At 44.1% G+C, this 22,507-nt stretch carries 21 protein-coding genes and 1 riboswitch; of the genes, 6 read left to right on the forward strand and 15 right to left on the reverse strand.

The window, feature by feature from the left end; genetic code table 11:
• Positions 1-143: 143 nt before the first annotated feature.
• The 3 genes from FD735_RS08015 (at position 144) to serS (ending at position 3,370) form a co-directional block, all read left to right on the forward strand.
• Complete coding sequence (locus tag FD735_RS08015) at positions 144-1,508, forward strand: aspartate kinase (protein WP_084922091.1); 1,365 nt, start codon at positions 144-146, stop codon at positions 1,506-1,508.
• Between the two features lie 2 nt (positions 1,509-1,510).
• Positions 1,511-1,882: a DUF956 family protein gene (locus FD735_RS08020; protein WP_125840350.1), complete on the forward strand. Its 372-nt coding sequence runs from the start codon at positions 1,511-1,513 to the stop codon at positions 1,880-1,882.
• Between the two features lie 213 nt (positions 1,883-2,095).
• Positions 2,096-3,370, forward strand: coding sequence for a serine--tRNA ligase (serS, locus tag FD735_RS08025; RefSeq protein WP_070696630.1), 1,275 nt, complete (start codon positions 2,096-2,098; stop codon positions 3,368-3,370).
• 23 nt (positions 3,371-3,393) lie between these two features.
• On the opposite strand, the gene FD735_RS08030 is transcribed toward serS, so the two are convergent.
• The 6 genes from FD735_RS08030 to zapA all read right to left on the reverse strand — a co-directional run bounded on the left by FD735_RS08030 (position 3,394) and on the right by zapA (position 10,036).
• Entirely contained in the window at positions 3,394-4,293 is a 900-nt protein-coding gene (locus FD735_RS08030; protein ID WP_045617636.1) for a TDT family transporter, read from the reverse strand.
• Positions 4,294-4,403: 110 nt separating this feature from the next.
• Complete coding sequence (locus tag FD735_RS08035; RefSeq protein WP_025171447.1) at positions 4,404-4,952, reverse strand: carboxymuconolactone decarboxylase family protein; 549 nt, start codon at positions 4,950-4,952, stop codon at positions 4,404-4,406.
• 130 nt (positions 4,953-5,082) lie between these two features.
• On the reverse strand, positions 5,083-6,405 hold the full coding sequence (locus FD735_RS08040; protein ID WP_139658916.1) for a sodium:alanine symporter family protein: 1,323 nt from the start codon (positions 6,403-6,405) through the stop codon (positions 5,083-5,085).
• 89 nt (positions 6,406-6,494) lie between these two features.
• A riboswitch (glycine riboswitch) is annotated at positions 6,495-6,583 on the reverse strand.
• 168 nt (positions 6,584-6,751) lie between these two features.
• Entirely contained in the window at positions 6,752-9,088 is a 2,337-nt protein-coding gene (locus FD735_RS08045) for an endonuclease MutS2 (protein WP_139658917.1), read from the reverse strand.
• A gap of 100 nt (positions 9,089-9,188) precedes the next feature.
• Positions 9,189-9,737, reverse strand: a complete 549-nt coding sequence (locus FD735_RS08050) for a CvpA family protein (protein WP_139658918.1) — start codon at positions 9,735-9,737, stop codon at positions 9,189-9,191.
• Positions 9,734-10,036: a cell division protein ZapA gene (gene zapA / locus FD735_RS08055; protein WP_000002028.1), complete on the reverse strand. Its 303-nt coding sequence runs from the start codon at positions 10,034-10,036 to the stop codon at positions 9,734-9,736. The genes FD735_RS08050 and zapA overlap by 4 nt, the downstream gene beginning before the upstream one ends.
• A gap of 86 nt (positions 10,037-10,122) precedes the next feature.
• Between zapA and rnhC the strand changes: the two genes are divergently transcribed.
• The 3 genes from rnhC to FD735_RS08070 all read left to right on the forward strand — a co-directional run bounded on the left by rnhC (position 10,123) and on the right by FD735_RS08070 (position 14,118).
• On the forward strand, positions 10,123-10,998 hold the full coding sequence (gene rnhC / locus FD735_RS08060) for a ribonuclease HIII (RefSeq protein ID WP_125391487.1): 876 nt from the start codon (positions 10,123-10,125) through the stop codon (positions 10,996-10,998).
• A 9-nt stretch (positions 10,999-11,007) separates the two neighbouring features.
• Positions 11,008-11,622 carry a signal peptidase I gene (lepB, locus tag FD735_RS08065; protein WP_125391488.1) on the forward strand — a complete coding sequence of 205 codons (615 nt, stop codon included), beginning with the start codon at positions 11,008-11,010 and terminating at the stop codon, positions 11,620-11,622.
• A gap of 129 nt (positions 11,623-11,751) precedes the next feature.
• Positions 11,752-14,118, forward strand: a complete 2,367-nt coding sequence (locus tag FD735_RS08070) for an ATP-dependent RecD-like DNA helicase (RefSeq protein WP_139658919.1) — start codon at positions 11,752-11,754, stop codon at positions 14,116-14,118.
• A 47-nt stretch (positions 14,119-14,165) separates the two neighbouring features.
• Here FD735_RS08070 and tig read toward each other — a convergent pair whose 3' ends face one another.
• The 9 genes from tig to mvk form a co-directional block, all read right to left on the reverse strand.
• Entirely contained in the window at positions 14,166-15,449 is a 1,284-nt protein-coding gene (gene tig / locus FD735_RS08075) for a trigger factor (RefSeq protein WP_129313660.1), read from the reverse strand.
• Positions 15,450-15,541: 92 nt separating this feature from the next.
• The gene (locus tag FD735_RS08080; RefSeq protein WP_139658920.1) at positions 15,542-16,198 is read right to left on the reverse strand and encodes a DNA alkylation repair protein; all 657 of its coding nucleotides are present in this window, start codon (positions 16,196-16,198) and stop codon (positions 15,542-15,544) included.
• The gene (locus tag FD735_RS08085) at positions 16,199-16,831 is read right to left on the reverse strand and encodes a response regulator transcription factor (RefSeq protein WP_139658921.1); all 633 of its coding nucleotides are present in this window, start codon (positions 16,829-16,831) and stop codon (positions 16,199-16,201) included.
• Between the two features lie 10 nt (positions 16,832-16,841).
• Complete coding sequence (locus FD735_RS08090) at positions 16,842-17,840, reverse strand: sensor histidine kinase (RefSeq protein ID WP_139658922.1); 999 nt, start codon at positions 17,838-17,840, stop codon at positions 16,842-16,844.
• Positions 17,837-18,535 (reverse strand): cell wall-active antibiotics response protein LiaF, encoded by a 699-nt coding sequence (gene liaF, locus FD735_RS08095; protein WP_070567246.1) that lies wholly within the window; start codon positions 18,533-18,535, stop codon positions 17,837-17,839. The genes FD735_RS08090 and liaF overlap by 4 nt, the downstream gene beginning before the upstream one ends.
• A 117-nt stretch (positions 18,536-18,652) precedes the next feature.
• Complete coding sequence (gene fni, locus FD735_RS08100) at positions 18,653-19,654, reverse strand: type 2 isopentenyl-diphosphate Delta-isomerase (RefSeq protein WP_139658923.1); 1,002 nt, start codon at positions 19,652-19,654, stop codon at positions 18,653-18,655.
• On the reverse strand, positions 19,638-20,645 hold the full coding sequence (locus FD735_RS08105; protein ID WP_139658924.1) for a phosphomevalonate kinase: 1,008 nt from the start codon (positions 20,643-20,645) through the stop codon (positions 19,638-19,640). Before FD735_RS08105 ends, fni begins: the two co-directional genes overlap by 17 nt.
• Positions 20,632-21,585 (reverse strand): diphosphomevalonate decarboxylase, encoded by a 954-nt coding sequence (gene mvaD / locus FD735_RS08110; RefSeq protein WP_139658925.1) that lies wholly within the window; start codon positions 21,583-21,585, stop codon positions 20,632-20,634. Before mvaD ends, FD735_RS08105 begins: the two co-directional genes overlap by 14 nt.
• Entirely contained in the window at positions 21,567-22,445 is an 879-nt protein-coding gene (gene mvk, locus FD735_RS08115; protein ID WP_139658926.1) for a mevalonate kinase, read from the reverse strand. The genes mvaD and mvk overlap by 19 nt, the downstream gene beginning before the upstream one ends.
• Between the last annotated feature and the right edge of the window lie 62 nt (positions 22,446-22,507).

A 22,507-nucleotide genomic window follows, 5' to 3' on the forward strand; every position in this document is an offset into this window, starting at 1 on the left:
TTTGACACTCTTACTTTTAAACTGTTATCGCTTTTCAGAATAAGTTAGTGTTTTCTTCTATTATAATAGGAAGTTATTTTCTTCATTGAAAAATGCCCCTCTTTCTGCTATAATCGTATAAAATACTTACTTGAGGAGTCCTTATGAAGGTTGTAAAATTTGGCGGAAGCTCGCTTGCCTCTGCTGGTCAGTTAGAAAAAGTCTTAAATATTGTTAAAAGTGATAAAGAACGCCGTTTTGTAGTTGTTTCTGCACCCGGCAAACGCAATGCTGAAGATACTAAGGTAACTGATGCCTTGATTAAATACTATCGCGACTATGTGGCTGGAAATGACATCAGTGCTAGCCAAAGCTGGATCATTGACCGTTATGCCGCTATGGTTAGTGAACTAGGGTTAAAACCTGCTGTTTTAGAAAAAATCTCTAAAAGTATTCGGGCCTTGGCAACTCTTCCTATAGAGGACAATGAATTTCTCTATGATACCTTCCTAGCGGCTGGAGAAAATAACAATGCCAAATTGATTGCAGCCTACTTTAACCAAAACGGTATCGATGCACGCTATGTTCACCCAAGAGAAGCTGGAATTGTTGTCACAAGTGAACCTGGAAACGCACGTATCATTCCATCTAGTTATGACAAGATTGAAGGCTTGGCTGATAGCAACGAAGTCCTTGTCATCCCTGGTTTCTTTGGTGTGACTAAGGAAAATCAAATCTGTACTTTTTCACGTGGTGGTTCAGATATCACAGGTTCTATCATTGCAGCAGGTGTTAAGGCTGATCTCTATGAGAACTTTACAGACGTAGATGGTATCTTTGCTGCCCATCCTGGTATTATCCACCAACCACACTCTATTCCTGAATTAACCTACCGTGAAATGCGTGAGTTGGCTTACGCTGGATTTTCAGTCCTTCATGACGAAGCCCTTCTACCTGCCTACCGCGGAAAAATTCCTCTTGTCATCAAGAATACCAACAACCCAGACCACCCAGGAACACGCATTGTTTTAGAACACAGTAGTGATAAATTCCCAGTAGTAGGAATTGCGGGTGACTCAGGATTCGTCAGCATCAACATGTCTAAATACCTCATGAACCGCGAAATCGGGTTTGGTCGCAAGGTTCTGCAAATCCTTGAGGACCTCAACATCGGTTGGGAACACATGCCTACAGGTATCGACGATCTTTCAATCATCCTCCGCTCCCGTGAATTAACTCCTATCAAAGAAGAAGAAATTCTACGTCAACTCGTTCAAAAAGCTGAAGTGGACCATGCTGAAATCGAACATGACCTCTCAATCATTATGATTGTCGGAGAAAAGATGAAGAGCCATATCGGGGTAACTGCTACTGCAACACGTGCTTTGTCTGAGAATAAAATCAACATCCAGATGATGTCCCAAGGTTCAAGTGAAGTTTCCATAATGTTTGTTGTCAATAAAGAGCAAGAAAAAGCAGCCATCAAGGCTCTCTATCATGCCTTTTTCGGTGAAAGTAAGGAAGACTAATCATGGCCCAATCACTCAATCAAGTCATTGACCTCCAAACCACTGGGACATCTTACCTCTCTATCTCTGGAAAAGTTGGAAAATTTCTAGTCGGGGATCAAGCCTTAGAGTTTTATCCTGATGTCAATGTCGAACAATATATCCAAATCCCCTGGTCCAGCATTCAGCAAATCGGAGCCAACGTAAGTGGTCGCAAGATCAGCCGCCACTTTGAAGTCTTTACTGATCAAGGAAAATTCCTCTTTGCTTCCAAAGACTCTGGTGCTATCCTCAAAATCGCTCGGGAAAAATTAGGAAACGACAAGGTCGTGAAACTTCCGACTCTACTCCAGACCATTGGTCAAAAATTCAAAAATCTATTTGCAAAAAAGTAGAAACTTTAGTATAATCATAGCAACGGATAAGTAGGTTATCCTCTTCTTTCAGAAAGTCTGCGGGTGCTGCGAGCAGATAGGAGGGATAGGTGAAATTCTACCGTTGTTCACAATTACATATACAATCAAGTGCACACCTGTGAAGTTGGATGGAACCGTGGCCCTGCCACTCCAACGCTTTGTCAGGTGTGCTTTTTTCATAAAGGAGTTCTTATGTTAGATATTAAACGTATTCGTACAGACTTTGATGCTGTCGCTGAAAAATTAGCTACACGTGGTGTAGATGCTGCTATCTTAAATGAGATGAAAGAAATAGATGCTAAACGTCGTGACATCTTGGTCAAGGTTGAAACTCTAAAAGCAGAACGTAACACAGTTTCTGCTGAGATTGCCCAAGCCAAGCGCAACAAGGAAAATGCCGATGACAAGATTGCTGCTATGCAAACCCTATCTGCTGAAGTCAAAGCCTTGGATGCTGAATTGGGGGAAATCGATGCTAAGTTGACAGAATTTACCACGACTCTTCCAAACATCCCAGCTGACAGCGTTCCTGTTGGAGCTGATGAGGACGATAATGTGGAAGTTCGCCGTTGGGGAACTCCGCGCGAGTTTGACTTTGAACCAAAAGCTCACTGGGATCTTGGTGAAGACTTGGGTATCCTTGACTGGGAACGTGGAGCAAAAGTTACTGGTGCTCGCTTCCTCTTCTATAAAGGACTTGGGGCTCGTTTGGAACGTGCTATCTACAACTTTATGTTGGACGAGCATGGAAAAGAGGGCTATACTGAAGTCATCACACCATACATGGTTAACCATGATTCTATGTTTGGTACTGGTCAATATCCAAAATTCAAGGAAGATACTTTTGAATTGAAAGACACTAATTATGTCCTTATTCCTACGGCTGAAGTGCCTCTGACAAACTACTACCGTGATGAAATCCTTGACGGTAAAGACCTACCAATCTACTTTACCGCTATGAGTCCATCATTCCGTTCTGAGGCTGGTTCTGCTGGTCGTGATACACGTGGTTTGATTCGTCTGCACCAATTCCACAAGGTTGAAATGGTCAAATTTGCCAAACCAGAAGAATCATACGAAGAATTGGAAAAAATGACAGCAAACGCTGAAAATATTCTTCAAAAACTCAACCTTCCATACCGTGTCGTTGCGCTCTCTACTGGAGATATGGGCTTCTCAGCTGCCAAGACTTATGACTTGGAAGTTTGGATTCCCGCCCAAAATACCTATCGTGAAATCTCAAGTTGTTCAAATACAGAAGATTTCCAAGCTCGTCGTGCCCAAATCCGTTACCGTGATGAAGCCGATGGCAAGGTGAAACTCCTTCACACCTTGAACGGTTCTGGACTTGCAGTTGGACGTACGGTTGCTGCTATTCTTGAGAACTATCAAAATGCAGATGGTTCTGTAACCATTCCAGAAGCTCTTCGTCCATATATGGGTGGAGCTGAAGTTATCAAACCATAAAAATAAGGCCTAGCTATTTCTAGCTAGACCTTTTTTCGTAACCAAATCAGATAAGCACCCAAGACAAAGAATAAAATAGTGAGACAAATAACGGTTTCAGCCAATACCAGATAATCCAGAAATGGAAGTTTCAAAATTCCCTGAGCCATCTTGAGCGAAGTAGCTGTGATAATGGTTGGGAAGGTTAGGGCTGAGAAGGCTGGTTGAAATCCTTGTTTTAAAATATTAGGCAAGCGAGTTAAAACAAAGAAAAAGAAGGATTGAGATGCCAAAATCATGACAATCAAGAGCCAAGTCGGTAGACCTGCTCCTCCAACTCGAACTATGGAAGCTAAGAGTAGAGAAAAGGGAGCACAGTAGATTCCTTCCTGTCCAAGCAAGGCCATTGGGAGTGGATGTTTCTTTAAATCGCTATAAATAAGCGGATAGAGATAGAAGGTCAAGACAAAACCAAAACTCAAGGTCGCATAGGCAATCTCAATAATGCCTACCAGAGGATAGGTCAAGGCTGCTACTGCTATCCCTACATAGAGTACCGTCCAGCTAGGAGTCGCATTAACCCTCCGACCTGGACAGGCAAATTTGATGGTAAAAGTAGCAATCAACGCCAAATCCAAGAGAAATGAAAACCACCAGATCCCTTGTGCTACTATAGGAAGAGCAGGGAATACGCGAAAGACATAGGTCGATAAAATCATCCCAGCCATAGGAAAAGTGGCCATCCCAGATAAAAGAGGGGGCCTGGTCAATTCTTTCTTGGTTTCTTCCCAATTAAAAAGATGAACAACAAGAAAGAAAATCCACAACACTAGACCAGTCAGACTCAATAAATGCGACAGAACAGGCAAAGTATCTGCAATCAGATTTCCTGCACCTGCTAAACCTAATAAACAGCCAGAGAATACTAAGGGGAGCTTTTTCATCCTAGCCTCCAATAATCATGTTATTATTAGTATAGCATAAAAGCGCTTAAAATAGCATAGAAAAATGAAGACTGGATTGCTCAGCCTTCATTTTTTCTTTCTGATTCGAACTAGGCATAAGGTTGCAATTCTGGATTAATAGGCGTATTGGCTAGGTTGTTCGCATAGTTGCAAAGGCTAGCAAGACTAACACCGAGAACCACGTCCAAGGCATTTTGTTGCGTGTAGCCTGCTTCTAAAAATTCGCTAAGGGCTTCATCTCCTACACGCCCTTTGGTATTGATGACCGCCAAGGTAAACTTAGCTAGAGTATCTAGTTTTGGATCTGTTTCAATCGGAGTGCGGTTGCGAAGGGCTTGGAGAAGATCATCATTCATCTGGATTTGTTTGATTGAAAAGGCAGTATGTCCAGCCACGCAGAAAGCGCAACCATTGGTTACGGCTGCCGTGATTTGCACTACTTCACGCTCTACTGGTGTTAAGCTATTGCGACGGTTGATGGCTCCGACAGTTCGGTAGGCTTCAAGCGCGGTAGGAGCGTTAGCCAAGAGACCGATTAGGTTGGGAATATAGCCATTGTTATCTTTTTGTACTGTTTCAAGAACTTCTTTCACTTCTGCTGGTGCTGATTCTACTGTGTGGATGGTAAATGTTGTCATAAGAAACCTCTTTTCATTTTATTGTCATTTAGTCTATCATAGAATTTCCCCCTTGGATAATATATATTTTCAATCGCCTTGATAGGAAATGTCTATGAAATGAAAAAATCACACTAAAAGTGTGATTGGGTTAGTGTTTAAAATACTTTTTAGTCTCAGCAATGACGACTGGCGACAAGACCAAGAGGGCAATCAAGTTTGGCAGAGCCATCAAGGCGTTGACGATATCTGCGATAATCCAAACCATATCCAACTCGATAAATCCTCCCAACAAGACCATGACTACAAAGACTACACGATAGAGCCAGATAAAACGAACACCAAAGAGAAACTCAAAACAGCGCTCTCCGTAATAGTTCCATCCGAGGATCGTCGTAAAGGCAAAGAGCACAAGGAAGATGGTCAAAAGAGCAGGTCCAAAGTGTGAAAAAACTGTTGAAAAGGCTGACTGGGTCAAGGCAACTCCATTCAAATCACCACTCCAAACACCAGTTACCAAGATTGTCAGACCTGTCAGAGTACAGATAATCAAAGTATCAATAAAGGTTCCTGTCATGGAAATCAAGCCTTGCTCGACAGGCTCATTAGTCTTAGCTGCAGCCGCCGCAATCGGAGCAGAACCAAGACCAGATTCATTAGAAAAGACTCCTCGCGCCACACCATTCTGGATAGCCATCCGAATACTGGCACCTGCAAAACCACCTACCGCAGCCGCTGGACTAAAGGCTGAAGTAAAGATCAGTACAAGTGTGGCTGGGATTTTCTCGATATTAAAGAGAATAACTGTAAGAGTTCCTAAAATATAGACAATAGCCATAAAAGGAACCACTGCTGTCGAAACTTTTGATATGGATTTGAGGCCACCAAAGACGGCAATCCCTACAAAAACAGATAAAACGAGAGCTGTGATAGCTGGATTAATTTGAGCTGTATTTTGGATAGATTCTGTAATTGAATTGACTTGGGTAAAGGTACCAATCCCTAGAAGGGCTACCAATACACCCGCTAGGGCAAAGAAGATAGCAAGTGGACGCCACTTTTCTCCCATCCCCAAAAGGATGTAATGCATGGGTCCTCCAGCTACAGCTCCATTTGCATCCTTAGTACGGTATTTGATGGCCAGCAATCCTTCGGCATATTTGGTCGCCATCCCAAAGAAGGCCGCCATCCACATCCAAAAGAGGGCCCCTGATCCTCCAACCTTAATGGCTGTCGCTACCCCGATGATATTTCCCGTACCAACTGTGGCTGCTAGAGCCGTACAGAGAGCAGCAAAGCTCGACACATCGCCGTGCCCCTTGTCCTTGGTAAAGATCAACTGAAAGGCCTTAGGGAGACGAGTAACCTGCAAAAGGCCCAGTCGGATGGTCAAATAGATACCCGTTCCGACCAATAAGATCAAGAGGGGAGGCCCCCAAGCAAAAGCATCAAGCGCTTTAAGCAATTCTAACATGTCCTTCTCCTATCTTTCAACCCCAAAAGAAAGAGTACATGCAAGATACATGTACTCTGGAATGCTTAGATAAATGCCAAAAAGCGGTCTATCCTAGCTCTGTCCTTTTACCTGAGAGTTTGAGCAGTTACCTGCCTTGCCCCTTCGGTGCCTTTACGGTCTCTCCAGAGTTCCGTCCATTTACAGTCATGGAAAACAAACCTTTCTCCACTTCTATTAAACTTCATTCGGTGTTGGTATTTTATTTTTTATTATTCTACAAGAAAAGTTAGCCCTTGTCAATATATTCTATGAAATTTTTTGACTTTTCACTTCTTTTTTCAGAAAGAGTGAATCCTTCTTCTCTCTATCCTTTAAAGGTTACAATGGTGGCGCCACTGCCTCCAGCATTTTGTGGAGCATAGCCGAAACTCTTGACATGCTTGTTTCTTTGCAGGTATTTGGTGACGCCCTCACGGATGACTCCCGTACCGATACCGTGGATGATGTCGACTTGCGCCATGTTATTGAGCAGGGCTTGGTCGATAAAGGCGTCCAGCTCATTCATGGCCTCTTCGTACCGTTTGCCACGAAGATCCAGTCTGGCTTGTGGGCCACGACCAGATGCACGTTTCACGACATTGACTTGTTTTTTCTTGACTGGGGCTTCTTGCTGGGCCTGAACAAGGTCAAATTCTTTCTCTTCCAAGGTCATCTTGATCAAACCAACTTGGGCTTCCCAACGGCCGTCCTTAAGTTGATTGGTCAAGGTTCCACGTTGTCCATAACTGAGGACCACAATATCATCCCCCACCTTCGGAGCTCGTTTTTTCTTGGCCTTTTGAAGGACCTTGTTTTTAGACAAGTCGACTTTTTCAGGAGCCAGTTTTTTCAGCTCAGCCTTGGCCTCAATGATTTCGTGGGGTTTGAGTTGAGACTTACTGTGAAGATTCTTGAGAATCTGGTCACTCTCATTTAGAGCGAGTTCCACAATTTCAGCAGCTTGTTCACGCGCCTTGTTGAGCTCAGTTTCCTTCTCGCGATTGAGTTCGTTGTAAAGTTTTTTGAGTGCTCGGTTCATCTTGAGGTTTTCTTGCTCCACCTCACGGATATTGTCCAAGCGTTTGCGACTTTCAAGCGTTTGCTCTTCTAATTGCTCAATGATACGGTTGACATCATTATCTTGATTGACCTGCTGGCTGGCATCTCCTACGATGACATCTGACAAGCCCAGACGTTTGGCAATTTCAAAGGCATTGCTACGACCAGGAACTCCCTGCATAAAGCGATAGGTCGGACGCAGGCTGGCTGTATCAAACTCCATACTGGCATTTTGCACAAAGGCTGTTTCGATACCGTAGGCCTTGAGCTCTGGATAGTGGGTCGTCGCCATGGTCTTGACCTGACGCAGACGAAGATCCTCCAGAATAGCCATAGCAAGGGCTGCTCCTTCCTGCGGATCGGTACCTGCCCCAAGCTCATCTAGTAACAAGAGCGAGTGCTGGTTGACCTTGCCAAGAATATCTACGATATTGGTCATGTGGCTGGAGAAGGTAGACAAGCTCTGCTCAATAGACTGCTCATCTCCAATATCTGCGAAGATTTCCTCGAAAATACCGACACGACTTCCTTTATCAGCTAAAATGGGCAAACCAGATTGGGCCATGAGTTGAGTCAAGCCCAGGGTTTTGAGCATGATGGTCTTCCCACCAGTATTGGGACCTGTAATGACAATGGCTGTTAATTCCTTACCAAAGTGTACATCGTTCGCGACAGCATTTTTGACCAAAGGATGGCGAACATGAAGGAGTTGAATCTCTTGGTTCTCTGAAAGTTGAGGAACAACTGCTTGTCTTTCTTGGATGAAACGCACCTTGGCACGAATCAAGTCTAAATGGCCGATAATCCAAGCGTCATTAGCAATCTCAGCAGCATGAGGGCGGATCCGTTCTGAGAGCTCCTGCAGGATACGAATCATCTCATAGCGTTCGTCTGCTCGCAGACTAGCGATTTCTTCGCTCAGCTTGACCACCTCACGTGGCTCGATATAAACCGTATTCCCACTAGCAGAGATGTCATGGACAACACCTGCAATCTTATTGCGATAGGTGTTCTTGACTGGTAAGACTTGACGACCATTTCTGCTAGCGATAATGCCTTCCGTCAACATCTGCGCTTTTTGCTTGAGCAAGTCTTGCAAGACATCTCGAACTTGACTCTCGCTATCATGGATTTTTCGACGGATGCGTGCTAGCTCTTCACTGGCGAAATTTTCGATAAATCCTGCATCATTTAGGGCTTGAAGACCCCCTTGCAAGTGTGGAAAATCATGCAGTTTTTCAAACCATCTCGCCAACTGCTCCAAGCGTACGTTTTCGAGATTGGTATAAAAACCTTGCAACTCTCTGCTAGCAAGCAAGACTCGTTTGAGGAGCAGGAACTCCTCAATATTGAGGTCCGCCCCCATCTCCAGACGCTTGCAGACAGCTGAAATCTCACGTGTCGCTAGGATGGTAAAGTGGGGTTGCTCCACAAATAGGGCTTGCATTTCCTCCATCTCTGTAAAGGCTTGCTTGATCTTATCCACCTTGGCAGTTGGAGCCAAGCCTTTTAGCTCCTCTAGTCCTTGTTCTGTCAAGAGATGCGGTTCAAACAAGGTTTTGATTTTATTAAATTCTAAGGTTTCTAGTATTTTTGTATTCATATTCTTTCCTTGTATGCTTGTTTACAAGATTATAGCAACTAGAGGTTTTGACCTAGTCGTCCAATCTGTAAACAAAGGGCTAGGAAAAATCCCGCCCTTTTTATCCGATTAAATTTGTCACCCAGAGTTGTTTGATAAGGTTTGTCGTAAAAGGGACACTTTGGATGAGGTGTTTGGCTACTATACTTTTTTCGAGTGAATTTTGAATGACTGCCAGAGGCACTGTTGCAAGAATGGTCAGAGCCATTTGCAATACAAATAAGGTTACCAATAGAGACAAAAGGCCTGATCCGATACGCAACCATTTGGCATCAAGCTTTTTAGTTGGAATCAAGTGCAGGAACAAACCGACAAAACGTCCGATACTATAACAAATTCCGAAAACTAAAAGATAGGCTAGACCCGCATAAAAGACCTTGTCTAGCTGAAACAGCTGGTCTGAAGGGAAGAAAAAGGTTCCCTGTCCTTCCTGAGGATTGGCATAAGGGACAAGTAAGTGGAAGTAATTTCCCAATGATTTATAAAACTGTCCCGCAACAAAGGCTGAAATCACTGCAACGAGGAAATAATAAACTTGCAGAACCAAACCTCTACGGTAGCCGATGTAAAAGCCCCAAGCCAGAACCAATAAGAGTAGGATTGAAATCATAGGGAGTCCTCAATCTTGCTCTGTTCTTGTTTGACAGCAATCAACTTGTGGCGGAGTTCTAACAACTCTTGCTCCTTGTCATCAAATTCAATCTCACGGTTGAGCTGTGTAGACAGACAGTTGACCGCCAAAAGAAGCGCAATGGTTTCATCATCCGCCCCAGGCATTTGTTCTTTAATTGCTTGGTATTTTTCAGTCGCAACCTTGGCAATTTCCTCCATAAAGAGGTTGTCATGCTCGGTTGTCAAGGTTAATGTCTTTTTTCCGAATGTAAACTTATATCGATTTAGATTTGCCATAAAATTCACCTCACGATATTATACCAAATTTCGCTAACTTTGTCAGTTTTTACCAATTCTCCTGCTTTTGTGGTACAATAGAGACTATGGCAAGTATCACACTCACACCAAGTGAACAGGAAATTCAGAGCTTTTTAAGTCAGTATCAGAAGGCTCTCAGTCCTAGTAAAAATCCCTATATCCGCTATTTTTTGCGCTTTCCTCAGGCAACGGTTTCCATCTATACTTCTGGAAAAGTCCTCCTGCAGGGCGAAGCTGCTGAGCAGTACGCCGGTTTCTTTGGCTATCAGGTTGTAGAGGAAACCAGTGGTCAAGATTTTCCTATGATTGGGACCGATGAGGTGGGAAATGGTTCCTACTTTGGTGGGTTGGCTGTCGTGGCTTCCTTCGTAACACCTGACCAGCATGACTTCTTGCGAAAACTGGGTGTGGGGGATTCTAAGACTCTGACAGACCAAAAGATTCGTCAGATTGCCCCAATCCTCAAGGAAAAAATCCAGCACCAAGCGCTCCTCCTTTCACCTAGCAAGTACAATGAAGTTATCGGTGAGCGTTACAATGCTGTTTCTGTAAAGGTTGCCCTTCACAATCAGGCTATCTTTCTTCTCCTTCAAAAAGGAGTCCAGCCAGAAAAAATCGTGATTGACGCTTTTACAAGTCCTAAAAACTATAACAAGTACTTGGCGCAAGAAGCCAACCGTTTTCCAAACAAAATTAGCTTAGAAGAAAAAGCCGAGGGAAAATACCTGGCTGTTGCAGTTAGCTCCATCATCGCTCGTGACCTCTTCCTCGAAAACTTGGAAAATCTTGGACGAGAACTGGGCTACCAACTGCCAAGTGGCGCTGGAACTGCATCTGATAAGGTTGCAAGCAAAATCCTTCAAGCCTATGGCATGAAAGGACTTCGTTTCTGTGCCAAACTGCATTTTAAAAATACTGAAAAAGCCAAAAAACTTCTATAGAGGTAAACCATGAACTATTTAAAATCATTTATAAAAGAATGGGGAGTTTTCTTCCTGATTATCGCACTGGTCGGTCTTAGCCGTATCTTTCTTTGGAGCAATGTCCGTGTGGAAGGACACTCTATGGACCCTACCTTAGCTGACGGAGAAGTTCTCTTCGTTGTTAAACACCTCCCAATTGACCGCTTCGACATTGTGGTTGCGCATGAGGAAGACGGAAATAAAGACATTGTTAAAAGGGTTATCGGCATGCCTGGAGATACCATCCGCTACGAAAATGACAAACTCTTTATCAACGGTGAAGAAACGAATGAACCTTACCTAGCTGAGTACCTCAACTTGTTCAAAACAGAAAAGTTGCAGAACACCTATACTGGAAAAGGATTTGAAGGCAATAAGGGAGTTTACTTTAGAGAACTTGCTCAAAAAGCACAAGCCTTTACGGTCGATGTCAATTCCAATACCAGATTCAGCTTTACTGTCCCTCAAGGCGAATACCTTCTCCTTGGTGACGATCGTCTAGTCTCTAGCGACAGCCGCCATGTCGGTACCTTCAAGGCCAGCGATATAAAAGGTGAAGCAAAATTCCGTTTCTGGCCACTTAACCGTATCGGAACTTTTTAAGATAAGGAAGAGGCCGAGAATGCTAAGTCTCAGCCTCTTTTTCTATTGCGAGAAGCAGACCTTTTAGTCTCCTAGCTTGTTGAAAGAAACTAAGGGTACAACTCTCACGAACTCATGTAAAGGAAACCTATGGAAGTTTATTTTTCAGGCACCATTGAACGGATTATTTTTGAAAATGTTAGTAATTTTTATCGCATCCTCCTCCTAGATATCGAAGATACCAATGCGGAGGACTTTGACGATTTTGAAATCATCGTTACAGGAACCATGGCGGACGTGATTGAAGGGGAAGACTACACTTTTTGGGGACAAATCGTTCAGCACTCCAAGTATGGGGAACAGCTGCAGATCAGCCGTTATGAGCGGGCAAAACCAACTAGCAAGGGCCTCGTCAAGTACTTTTCCAGTAGCCATTTCAAAGGAATTGGACTCAAAACTGCCCAGAAAATCGTTGATAGCTATGGTGACAATACCATAGACGAAATTCTGGAGCATCCTGAAAAGCTGGAAAGCATTTCTGGACTCTCTGCCAAAAACCGTGAGGCTTTTGTCTCCACCCTCCGTCTCAACTATGGGACAGAAATGGTCTTGGCAAAACTAGCTAACTACGGCATTCCCAATAAACTGGCCTTTCAGATTCAAGACTTTTACAAGGAAGAAACGCTGGATATTGTCGAAAACTATCCCTACCAACTGGTTGAGGATATCAAGGGCTTGGGTTTTACCATTGCTGACCAATTAGCTGCCGAACTAGGCATCGAAAGTCAGGCTCCTGAACGCTTCCGTGCTGGCCTTGTTCACAGTCTTTTTCAGGGATGTATGGATACAGGCGATACCTATATGGAAGCCCGAGATTTGCTGGAACAGACCCTGACTCTCCTCGAATCTTCCCGTCCCGTGGAACTGGATCCCAGCCAAGTCGCTCAGGAATTATCTCATTTGATCGAAGAAGACAAGGTCCAGCAGATTGATACCAAAATCTTTGATAACAGCCTCTTTTTCGCCGAAGAAGGCATTCGCAGTCACTTGGTTCGTATCCTTGAAAAAGGAAAGCAGAAAAGTCAGGATTTGGAAACCATTCACAAGCATATCTCTACTGTCGAGCAAAAACTGGGGATTCAGTACGATGACATTCAAAAGCAGGCTATCTGTGACGCTATCCAGAACAAGGTCTTTATCCTGACAGGTGGACCTGGTACTGGTAAGACGACTGTTATCAATGGGATTATCGCTGTTTATGCCCTCTTAGAAGGACTCGATTTCAAGAAGAAAAGTAACTTACCTATTCTTCTCGCTGCCCCAACTGGTCGAGCGGCTCGGCGCATGAATGAATTGACAGGATTGCCAAGCGCGACCATACATCGCCATTTGGGGATGACGGGAGACGATGATACCAGCCATCTGGAAGATTATCTGGATGCCGATTTTATCATTGTAGATGAGTTTTCTATGGTGGATACTTGGCTAGCCAACCAACTCTTCTCCAACATCTCTTCAAACAGTAAAATCCTCATCGTGGGGGATAGCGACCAGCTACCTTCTGTCAGCCCTGGACAAGTCTTGGCTGACCTGCTCCAGATACCCCTGATTCCTCAAACTCGCTTGGAACGGATTTATCGTCAGAGCGAGGAATCAACTATCGTCACCTTGGCAAGTCAGATTCGACAAGGCATCTTGCCAGCTGACTTTACCCAGAAAAAGGCAGACCGTTCCTACTTTGAAATCGCTAGTGGCCATATCCCAGCTACCATTGAGAAAATCCTCGGTGCTGCCCTCAGAAGTGGTATCCCGGCTCGCGATATTCAGGTGCTAGCGCCTATGTACCGAGGAACTGCTGGCATTGACGCCATCAACCAACTCATGCAAGACCTGCTCAATCCTCTGCAAAAAGGACAAGTGAGCTTTGAAGCAACTCAGTGTCACTATCGAACAGGGGACAAGGTCATTCACCTAGTCAACGACGCCGAAGTCAATGTCTTTAATGGAGACCTAGGTTACATCACAGATTTGATTCCTGGAAAATACACCGAGTCCAAACAAGATGAGATTGTCATTGATTTCGATGGCAATGAGGTCATCTATCCTCGAAACGAATGGTACAAGATTCGTCTAGCCTATGCCATGAGTATCCATAAGTCGCAGGGAAGTGAGTTTCCCGTTGTCATCCTTCCCATCACCAGTTCCAGCAAGCGCATGCTGGAACGCAATCTCATCTATACAGCTATTACACGGGCCAAGAGCAAACTCATCCTTCTTGGTGAATTACAGGCCTTTGACTATGCAGTCAAGCATATCGGGACTGCCCGTAAGACCTATCTGATTGAGCGCTTCAAGGATCTGGTTGAAGTAGCTGACCAAACCAGCCCAGCCCCTAGCGAAACAACAAATCAAGAGGATTCTCCTCTATCCTACATCCTCACCGAGGAAAACTGGTCTAGCATCCCAGCCATGATTGGGATTACAGATGCAGACCTCAAAGAGATTTTTGGAAAATAGTGTAGCAGAAAGCCCACCTAGTCAGGTGGGCTTTTTATCTTTTAAGATTATTTTACTGTTGCAGTGCTTGTAATCAATTCAACAGCTTTTTTAATAGTGATATCGTGTTTCAACATGTCAGCTGAAAGCAAGTTTTGAACTTGTGCCACTTCCATGTTGTAGTCTGCAGCCAATTGCTCGATTTCTTTTTGGATTTCTTCTTCTGAAGCGTCAAATCCTTCAGCTTTGGCAACTGCTTCGATAACAAGGTTAGTCTTCGTACGTGACTCAGCTTCTGCTTCGTATTGTTTGTGAAGGTCTTCTTGAGTAGTTCCAGTGATTTGGAAGTACATGTCAGGGTTGATCCCTTGGCGTTGCAAGTTTCCAAGGAATTCATTTACTGAACGGTGAACTTCTTCGTGGATCATTTCTTCTGGAAGTTCTACGATTTCAGCGTTTTCTACAGCTTTATCGATTGCTGCGCCTTCAACGGCATCTTTGTATGCTTCTTCTTTCGCAGCAGCCAATTCTTTGCGGTATTTTTCTTTCAATTCGTCAAGAGTTTCCACTTCTTCGTCGATATCTTTTGCAAGTTCATCGTCAAGAGCTGGAACTTCTTTTGCTTTTACTTCGTGAATAGTTGTTACGAATTTAGCTTCTTTACCTGCAAGGTCTTCTGCTTGGTAGTCTTCTGGGAATGTTACGACAACGTCAACAGTTTCGCCAGCTGAGTGTCCAACCAATTGGTCTTCAAAACCAGGGATGAATTGACCTGAACCAAGTCCAAGTGAGAAGTTTTCGCCTTTTCCGCCGTCGAACTCAACACCGTCGATAGAACCAACGAAGTCAATGACAACAGTGTCCCCATTTTCAGCAGCAGCTTCCTTGATAACCAATTCAGCCAAGTTGTTGCGTTCACGTTCGATACGTTCTTCAACGTCAGCGTCTGTTACTTCTTTTTCTACATCTACTGATACTTCAAGGTTTTTGTAGTCACCCAATTTAACTTCAGGTTTTGTCACGACTTCAGCTGTGATAACCCAGTCTTGACCTTTTTCCATTGAAGTCACATCGATTTTTGGTTGTGCAACGACTTCAAGACCAGCTTCTTTTACTGCAGCTTCATAAGCATTTGGCAAAAGAGCGTTCATAACGTCTTGGTAAAGTGACTCTTCACCAAATTTTTGGTCGAAGATAGGACGTGGAAGGTGGCCTTTACGGAAACCTGGAACGTTAAGAGTTTTCTTTACTGAGTTGAAGACACGGTCCAATTCTGGTTTGATTTGGTCTTGAGAGATAGTGAAAGTCAAGACACCACGGTTTGTTTCTTTGTTTTCAAATGATACAGACATTCTGTCATTTCTCCTTAAAATTTTTTAAATACAGTCTATTATAGCATAAACTACGGTTAATTTTCAAGTAATGAATGCGCTTTTCAATGACTCTAGAGGTACTTACTGGCTTCTCTGATACTAAGTTCAGATATTCTTTCCTTGTTTTTTTCGATGAAGCTTGCTACCCATTCCGGATTGGTTTTTGAGTAGTCTCGCAAAGCCCAACCGATGGCCTTGTTGATAAAAAATTCTGTCTGGTCCAGATTATTGAGCAGGATCTTTTCCATCAATTGGACATTCGTTTTCTCTTTTCTTAACAACTGGTGGTCAATAGCGACTCGTCTCAGCCAGATATTGTCTGATAGGCTCCATTTTAAAAGCACTTCTTCAAGTTCCGGATGGTTAGCCACCAAACTCCCAACTACTCTATCTAGAATATCTACCGTATCCCACCAGGACTTGGTCACGACCAGGCGCTCAATCTTAGGCAAATCGTTCTCCGTCAAATAAGACTGCATGGCCTTCAAATAGTTGGCTGCCACATACTGGTATTCTCTAGGTTCCTTTTCCCAGCAAGTGTCTACAAAATCCCAATCGATAATCTTTGTTTTTTTCGCTTCTGGAAAATACTTTTTATAGAGTGCATTTCTTTCAGGAGCTGCAACACCTAGAAAGGAAAACTGATGGCGCATATAGGCTTCCATGGGGCCTGCTTTATGCGGATCTTTTGTCGCTTCTAGCTCCACAAGTAAATCTGCAAGACTCATCTAAAAATCCTCCTGCCCCACCAAGTGGTGCTGAAAGGCATAGACCGCCGCCTGGGTGCGATCGCTGACCTCAAGCTTGGCTAGGATATTAGACACATGGGTTTTGACCGTCTTGAGAGAGATAAAGAGTTCGTCTGCGATGCGCTGATTTTCATAGCCCTTGGCGATGAGTTGTAGGACATCTCGTTCACGCGCAGTCAGTTCCTCATGAAGCTCTATATGATTGCGGTGGTATTCGACCTTCTTGCTGACCTCTTGTTCAATAGCAAGCTCTCCAGCAGCAACCTTACGAACAGCGTTCAGTAATTCGTCTGCACTTGAAGTCTTGAGCATATAGCCCCTAGCCCCAGCATTTAAGACAGGCATGATTTTTTCATTGTCTAGATAAGAGGTCACAATCAAAATCTTGGCTTCAGGCCATTCTTTGAGGATAGCCAAGGTTGCATCAATCCCGTTCATCTCAGGCATGACAATATCCATGACAATGACATCTGGGTGCAATTCCAAGGCCAAGGAAATCCCTTGAGCCCCATTGGCCGCCTCCCCCACAACTTCTACATCCCCTTGGAGGTCAAAGTAGCTTTTCAAGCCCAATCGAACCATTTCATGGTCATCTACCAGTAAAATTTTCATCTCTACTCCTTTATGATTCCTTGTCTAGCAGGGGAATACGGATATCAACCGCCAGCCCTTGCTTTGGAGCTGTCAAGAGTTGAACCGTTCCTGCCATATCTTCGACCCGCTCCTTGATATTTCGCAGTCCATAACTCAAGTCATCTAAACTCCCTAACTGGAAGCCAATTCCATTGTCCACCACCTTCAACTGCAATTCAACATCTGTCTGATAGAGGTAAACATCTAAGCAAGATGCCTGGGCATGGCGGAGGGTATTGCTAATCAACTCCTGCAAAATACGGAAGATATGTTCTTCAATCTTCTTGGGCAATTTAGATACATTTTGCTTGAGACTTACCTCGAGATCACTCTTGTCCTCAAGCTCTTTTAAGAGGATTTGAATCCCCTCAACCAAACTCTTCTCTTCCAACTCAACTGGTCGCAAATGCAAGAGCAAGACCCGTAGATCTTTCTGGGCTGTCTCCAGGATGGCTGCGACACTTTGCAACTGGGTCTTCATCTTTTCTCTATCAAGCTTCAAAGCCTGCTGACTGACACCTGATAAAATCATATGGGCCGCAAACAACTCCTGACTAACCGTATCGTGTAAATCACGTGCTATCCGCTTCCGTTCTTTCTCGATGAGTGCTTCTTCCTTAACTAGGCTTTGATTTTCAGCCTTTTGAACAGCCTCTGTCAAGAGGTTGAGCTTGCCAGACAAGGACTTAAAACTGGCTTCCAAGTCTGGATCTGCAAAAGAAACAAGCTCTTTCCCCGCTAACAAGCGCTTGAGATTGACCTGCATTTTTCTGCGAGAAATTTCTTCCATCACCCGCCAAAAGAGGACAAAAAAGAAGGTCATGGAAAGGCTAAAGACCAAGACTAAGAAGATTAACTTTTCTGTTTTCTCAATATCTTGTATCAAATAGGACCAATCAAGATTAAGAATATCAAGTAGACTATTGGTCAAAAAGAGGATAAAGAGGAGAGAAGTCAGCCCGATTAATAGATAGGATTGCTTTTTCATCCTCTGACCACCTCCACATCGCCAACCATAGTAGTTAGGAAAATCTTGACGCTCTTGTTACTCTTGAGATAGTCTCTGGTTTCCTGATGATAGTGTTCATTGCGAAGGGCTCGCTTGGGTTGATGGAGGAAAGTTAAATCTCCATAGAGACAGTTGACACTTAGACTGATTTCAACATCTACAGGTACGATAATCCTAGTCGTTCCGACCATTTTACGGAGGATGATGACATTGTCATGATTGGTTAGGATAACTCTTTCTAAATGAATGGTGTCCTTACCCATGAGGCGAAAGAGATTGATATCGTCAAACTGGCAGGTCTGGTGACTAGAGAAATGATGGAGATTGCCAAACCAAGGGTTTCGTTCATTTTTAACTGTCACCACCTCTTCAAAGACCAAATCCGTCTCCTCTTTTTCTTGGTTCATCATTGGATAGAGAAGAAAGAGACTGTAGATCACTGCCACAAAGATAGCTAAAATCACAAAGGGATTGAGCATGACGATGAAAAAGAAAAGAATAGTCGCTACAAGGAGGAAGACGTTGTTGCCCTCTTTCCCTGTATAATAGCGGAGCAAGAGTAAAAAGAGGAACAGAATCAGCAGAAAACGCGAAAAATGCTCTGATACCATCAAAATCAGAGCCCCCGTCAACAGACAGGCTTCAATAAATAAAAAGATTTGAAATTTTTTCATAGCTGCATCCTCTCTTTTCTATTTTATCACAATTCAAAAAAGTCACCTCGGTCTGAGGATGGAAAAAGCGCTTGACAAAGAGATACAAAAAAGGGCGGGATTCTTTTCCCGACCTCTTTAGATCTGACCATTTGCTTCTTTGAGTTTGCCATAAAGAATATAGTCTACGTTTTGCAAATCCGCTATGGTGGCACAATTAAGGGCACACATGATCAAACGTAGATCTTCTTTCCAGCCTTGGATGATGCTAATCACTTCCTCGATCGAGTAGGTTTCAACCAATTCCAGAACGGTTCGTGACAATCCCACAGCCTTGGCTCCAAAGACCAAGCACTTAATCATATCAAGTGGGTTCCGAACACCTCCACTGACCAAAAGTTCAACCTTATCTTTCCAGTCTTGGACATTAAGAAGGGCTTGCATAGTAGACTGCCCCCATTGATTGAGGTAATCACGCTGACCACTGCGACGGTTTTCGATATAGGCAAAGCTGGTGCCACCACGACCTGATAGGTCAACCGTTCGAACACCCAGTTCAGAGGCTCTCTCGATGGTCTTGGCATCCATACCAAAACCGACTTCTTTTAAAACAAGAGGAACAGAGATGCGCTTACTGTAATCTGCTAGATGCGATTGCCAGCTTCTGAACTTTCGTTCTCCTTCGGGCATGAGTAATTCTTGCATGACATTAACATGCACTTGGAGGAGAAGAGGATTCATCTCTTCTACAGTCTGAAGGCCTAACTCAACAGGCTTGTCCAATCCAATATTGGTTCCAAGGAGGAGATTTGGATGGCTAGTCTTGACAGAAAAAGAGGCATCTGTTGGATCTTTGAGGGCTGCGCTATAAGAGCCCGTCACAAACAAAATCCCACATGCTTCTGCCACCTGAGCCAGTTTTTGATTGATTTCTCTCCCCTTATCACTCCCACCTGTCATGGCATTGATATAAAAAGGAAAGTCCCACTTTCGACCTGCAAACTCTGTAGACAAATCAATCTCATCCAGGTCATAAAGAGGCAGGGAAGAATGAATCAACTCCACCTCATCAAAGCTATTATAGGAACTTTTCTGCTCAAGGGCATAGCGGATGTGCTCGTCCTTACGATTTGTTGTCATGTCCAATCCTTTCTTGGTATAAGAGCTCAATCCCCAGATCGGCCCAGCGATTTTTTATGGTTTCAGTTGATTGCACATCAAAACTCAAGGCAATGCCACAGTCACCACCACCAGCGCCACTACTCTTGGCAACAGCCTGCAAATCTTGACCGGCTTCTTTCAACTGTCTCAGCGAAGGTGTGTATATATCTAGGCTCAAACCTTCTAAAAGCTGACTGGCTGTTTCCAGCTGCTCGATAATTTTTTCTGCATTCCCCTGCTCCAAGACTTCTACCAAAGCAGATACCGTTGCTTTTGAGGAAGTTAAAAAATTCTGGCCTATGTTTTGCTTGATTTGCTTGACCATTTGACTCGATACGGCCACTTGCTTGGTCCATCCCACTAGGAAATCACATTCTAGGCCCGGTTGCACTTGTGAGATAGAAAAGCCCCAGTCACGCTCCAAAACCGTCGCCAAGCTTTCTTCTTGCAACCAAGCAGCCACCTTTAGGCGATCAAATGACTGGTAGAGAACCAAATCTTCTGCCACAATACAGGCAAGGTCTCCCATAGAACCATTGTCTCGTCGCTTGAGTAAGACCGCGCTAGCCAGCTTGAATAAGAGATCCTGATCAATTGAAAGATTATACAGAGCCAGCAGGGCCTTGATCACCAAGACAACGACACTACCGCTAGAGCCTAGACCAAACTTTTTCCCTTCTCGTTCCATTTTTCCACGAATTTCCAAGGAAAAAGGTTGCAAGGCTTGCCCACGATAAACGAGGAAATCTTCCACTAGAGCAATCGTTTCTTGAATCAAGCTGTAGTCAGGATTTGGCGTCAAGTCCACTGCAAAATCAAACAGATCTGAATAGATACGGTAGCTATCAGAAAAGGCAATCTCTCCCCTCATATAGATAGGTATCGCCTTTATCAAGGCCAACTGTCCTGGCTCTAAAATAGCATATTCACCTGCCCAGTATAGTTTTCCGCAAGTTTTAACAGCAATCATCTTGGCTCAAATCCTTTGTTTTTGACACAATCAAGCGGTAACGTTGACCGAAAATTTCTGATAAATGCTCCAAGTCTTTCTCCTGACAGAGAATCTTGACATTGGGACCGGCATCCATGGTAAAGTAGCAGGCTTCGCCTTGTTCACGAAGTTGACGGACAAAGTCCATCGCTTCATAAGTCGCATCCGTTAGATAAGAAAAGGCTGGGGATGCTGTTTTGGTCGTAGCGTGCATAGCAAGGGCATTTTTCTCCGTTAATTCCCCAACCTTGACAAAATCATTCTCTTTGAGATAAACCAGCATATCCTGATAATCCTTCTCAGACTGGCGCACCCAGTCATCAAAGGTCGTCGAGGTTTCCACACAAAGTTTCATCCCATCACGGCTAGAAATTGGTTTTTTCTTGTCCTCTAGCACCAACATAATCATAGCTAGTTTCAGATCTGTCTCTACAGGGTAGATTTCCCCACTATCCTTATCCCAAGCACCCAGTGGTCCATAAAAACTACGAGAGGAAGAACCTGAGGCAAACTTAGCCTCCTGTGCCAACTGACTCTGATCCAAACCAAGCTGGAAATAAGCATTGCAAGCCTTGACCAAGGCGGACAAACCACTAGAACTGGATGATAAGCCAGCCGCAGTCGGCATGTTGTTTTGAGTATCAATACGGACAAAACCTTCCCCAGCCGGACGGTAGCGGTCAATGATTTTGCTCATCTTGGCATGCTCGGCCTCACTCTGAAGTTGACCATTGATATAAAAGGCATCAGCAGTCGCATCCGTCGGTAGAGGCGACAAGGTCGTCTCTGTGTACATGTTTTCTAAAGTCAGAGAAATACTGCTGGTCGCAGGAACCATTTCTTTTTCTTTTTTCTTTCCCCAATATTTGATAATGGCAATATTTGCGTAGGAACGTACTGTTACAGGCTTTCGATCCATGTCTGAACAGCTCCTTTCTCTTCTAATCGTTTTGCTAGTTCTTGCGCTTGATCCAGATTGGCTACCAAGGCGATAATACAGCCTCCTAGTCCACCACCACTCATCTTGGCACCTAGAGCACCATGGCTAAGAGCCGTTTCAACGAGGGAGTCTGCCTCAGGGCTGCTGACACCAATTTCTTTTAAATGTAAATGCGCTTGACTGAGGATTTGTCCCAGTCCCTCAGCATCTTTTCTTCTAATCGCATCTTCTGCCTGCTGGGTCAATTCTCCCAAGGCATGCAAAAACGGTAGGGCATCCTTGCCCTTACTTTGAACTACTTGGATTGCTTCACGAGTGTGACCATACACGCCTGTATCTGCAATGACTAAATAGGCGGATAGAACCATCTCAAGCTCTGTAAATCCTACGTTCTTGATAAAGCGAATAGGCTGGTCGCTGAGACAGGTCTTAGCATCCAAACCGCTTGGATTCATATGGGCAATCATCTCAGCCCGATTGACCAAGATTTCTAGTACATCATGAGGCAGATCGGCTTGATAGTAGTCAAAAACAGCTCGAATGGCTGCTATGCTGATAGCCGCTGACGAACCCATTCCACGTTTTTCAGGGATAGCCGAGTCAATCACACATCGAATGCAGGCTTCTTTGATATCCAAATACTCCAGCGAAGCATAAACCGCCATGGACAAGGTATCCTCCTCATAAAGACGCCACGGGCTTTCAGCAGGGACCACCTTGCAGGTCACTTCCACCTCTAAGAGAGGCAGAGAAATAGCTGGATAGCCGTAGACGACAGCGTGCTCTCCTATTAAAATAATCTTACTATGTGCCTGACCGACACCAACTTTTTTTGTCATGTTTTCCTTTAACCAGACGGAAAGACCGTCTCATTTCATACAGTAGTATTTTCTCCTATCTA

It is taken from the genome of Streptococcus sp. 1643 (genome assembly GCF_006228325.1).
Classification (GTDB): Bacteria; Bacillota; Bacilli; order Lactobacillales; family Streptococcaceae; genus Streptococcus.

Excerpts from the sequence above, each read along its gene's own strand:
- FD735_RS08015 (WP_084922091.1), top strand. The coding sequence starts at position 144 with ATGAAGGTTGTAAAATTTGGCGGAAGCTCGCTTGCCTCTGCTGGTCAG.
- FD735_RS08020 (WP_125840350.1), top strand. The coding sequence starts at position 1,511 with ATGGCCCAATCACTCAATCAAGTCATTGACCTCCAAACCACTGGGACA.
- serS (WP_070696630.1), top strand. The coding sequence starts at position 2,096 with ATGTTAGATATTAAACGTATTCGTACAGACTTTGATGCTGTCGCTGAA.
- FD735_RS08030 (WP_045617636.1), bottom strand. The coding sequence starts at position 4,293 with ATGAAAAAGCTCCCCTTAGTATTCTCTGGCTGTTTATTAGGTTTAGCA.
- FD735_RS08035 (WP_025171447.1), bottom strand. The coding sequence starts at position 4,952 with ATGACAACATTTACCATCCACACAGTAGAATCAGCACCAGCAGAAGTG.
- FD735_RS08040 (WP_139658916.1), bottom strand. The coding sequence starts at position 6,405 with ATGTTAGAATTGCTTAAAGCGCTTGATGCTTTTGCTTGGGGGCCTCCC.
- FD735_RS08045 (WP_139658917.1), bottom strand. The coding sequence starts at position 9,088 with ATGAATACAAAAATACTAGAAACCTTAGAATTTAATAAAATCAAAACC.
- FD735_RS08050 (WP_139658918.1), bottom strand. The coding sequence starts at position 9,737 with ATGATTTCAATCCTACTCTTATTGGTTCTGGCTTGGGGCTTTTACATC.
- zapA (WP_000002028.1), bottom strand. The coding sequence starts at position 10,036 with ATGGCAAATCTAAATCGATATAAGTTTACATTCGGAAAAAAGACATTA.
- rnhC (WP_125391487.1), top strand. The coding sequence starts at position 10,123 with ATGGCAAGTATCACACTCACACCAAGTGAACAGGAAATTCAGAGCTTT.
- lepB (WP_125391488.1), top strand. The coding sequence starts at position 11,008 with ATGAACTATTTAAAATCATTTATAAAAGAATGGGGAGTTTTCTTCCTG.
- FD735_RS08070 (WP_139658919.1), top strand. The coding sequence starts at position 11,752 with ATGGAAGTTTATTTTTCAGGCACCATTGAACGGATTATTTTTGAAAAT.
- tig (WP_129313660.1), bottom strand. The coding sequence starts at position 15,449 with ATGTCTGTATCATTTGAAAACAAAGAAACAAACCGTGGTGTCTTGACT.
- FD735_RS08080 (WP_139658920.1), bottom strand. The coding sequence starts at position 16,198 with ATGAGTCTTGCAGATTTACTTGTGGAGCTAGAAGCGACAAAAGATCCG.
- FD735_RS08085 (WP_139658921.1), bottom strand. The coding sequence starts at position 16,831 with ATGAAAATTTTACTGGTAGATGACCATGAAATGGTTCGATTGGGCTTG.
- FD735_RS08090 (WP_139658922.1), bottom strand. The coding sequence starts at position 17,840 with ATGAAAAAGCAATCCTATCTATTAATCGGGCTGACTTCTCTCCTCTTT.
- liaF (WP_070567246.1), bottom strand. The coding sequence starts at position 18,535 with ATGAAAAAATTTCAAATCTTTTTATTTATTGAAGCCTGTCTGTTGACG.
- fni (WP_139658923.1), bottom strand. The coding sequence starts at position 19,654 with ATGACAACAAATCGTAAGGACGAGCACATCCGCTATGCCCTTGAGCAG.
- FD735_RS08105 (WP_139658924.1), bottom strand. The coding sequence starts at position 20,645 with ATGATTGCTGTTAAAACTTGCGGAAAACTATACTGGGCAGGTGAATAT.
- mvaD (WP_139658925.1), bottom strand. The coding sequence starts at position 21,585 with ATGGATCGAAAGCCTGTAACAGTACGTTCCTACGCAAATATTGCCATT.
- mvk (WP_139658926.1), bottom strand. The coding sequence starts at position 22,445 with ATGACAAAAAAAGTTGGTGTCGGTCAGGCACATAGTAAGATTATTTTA.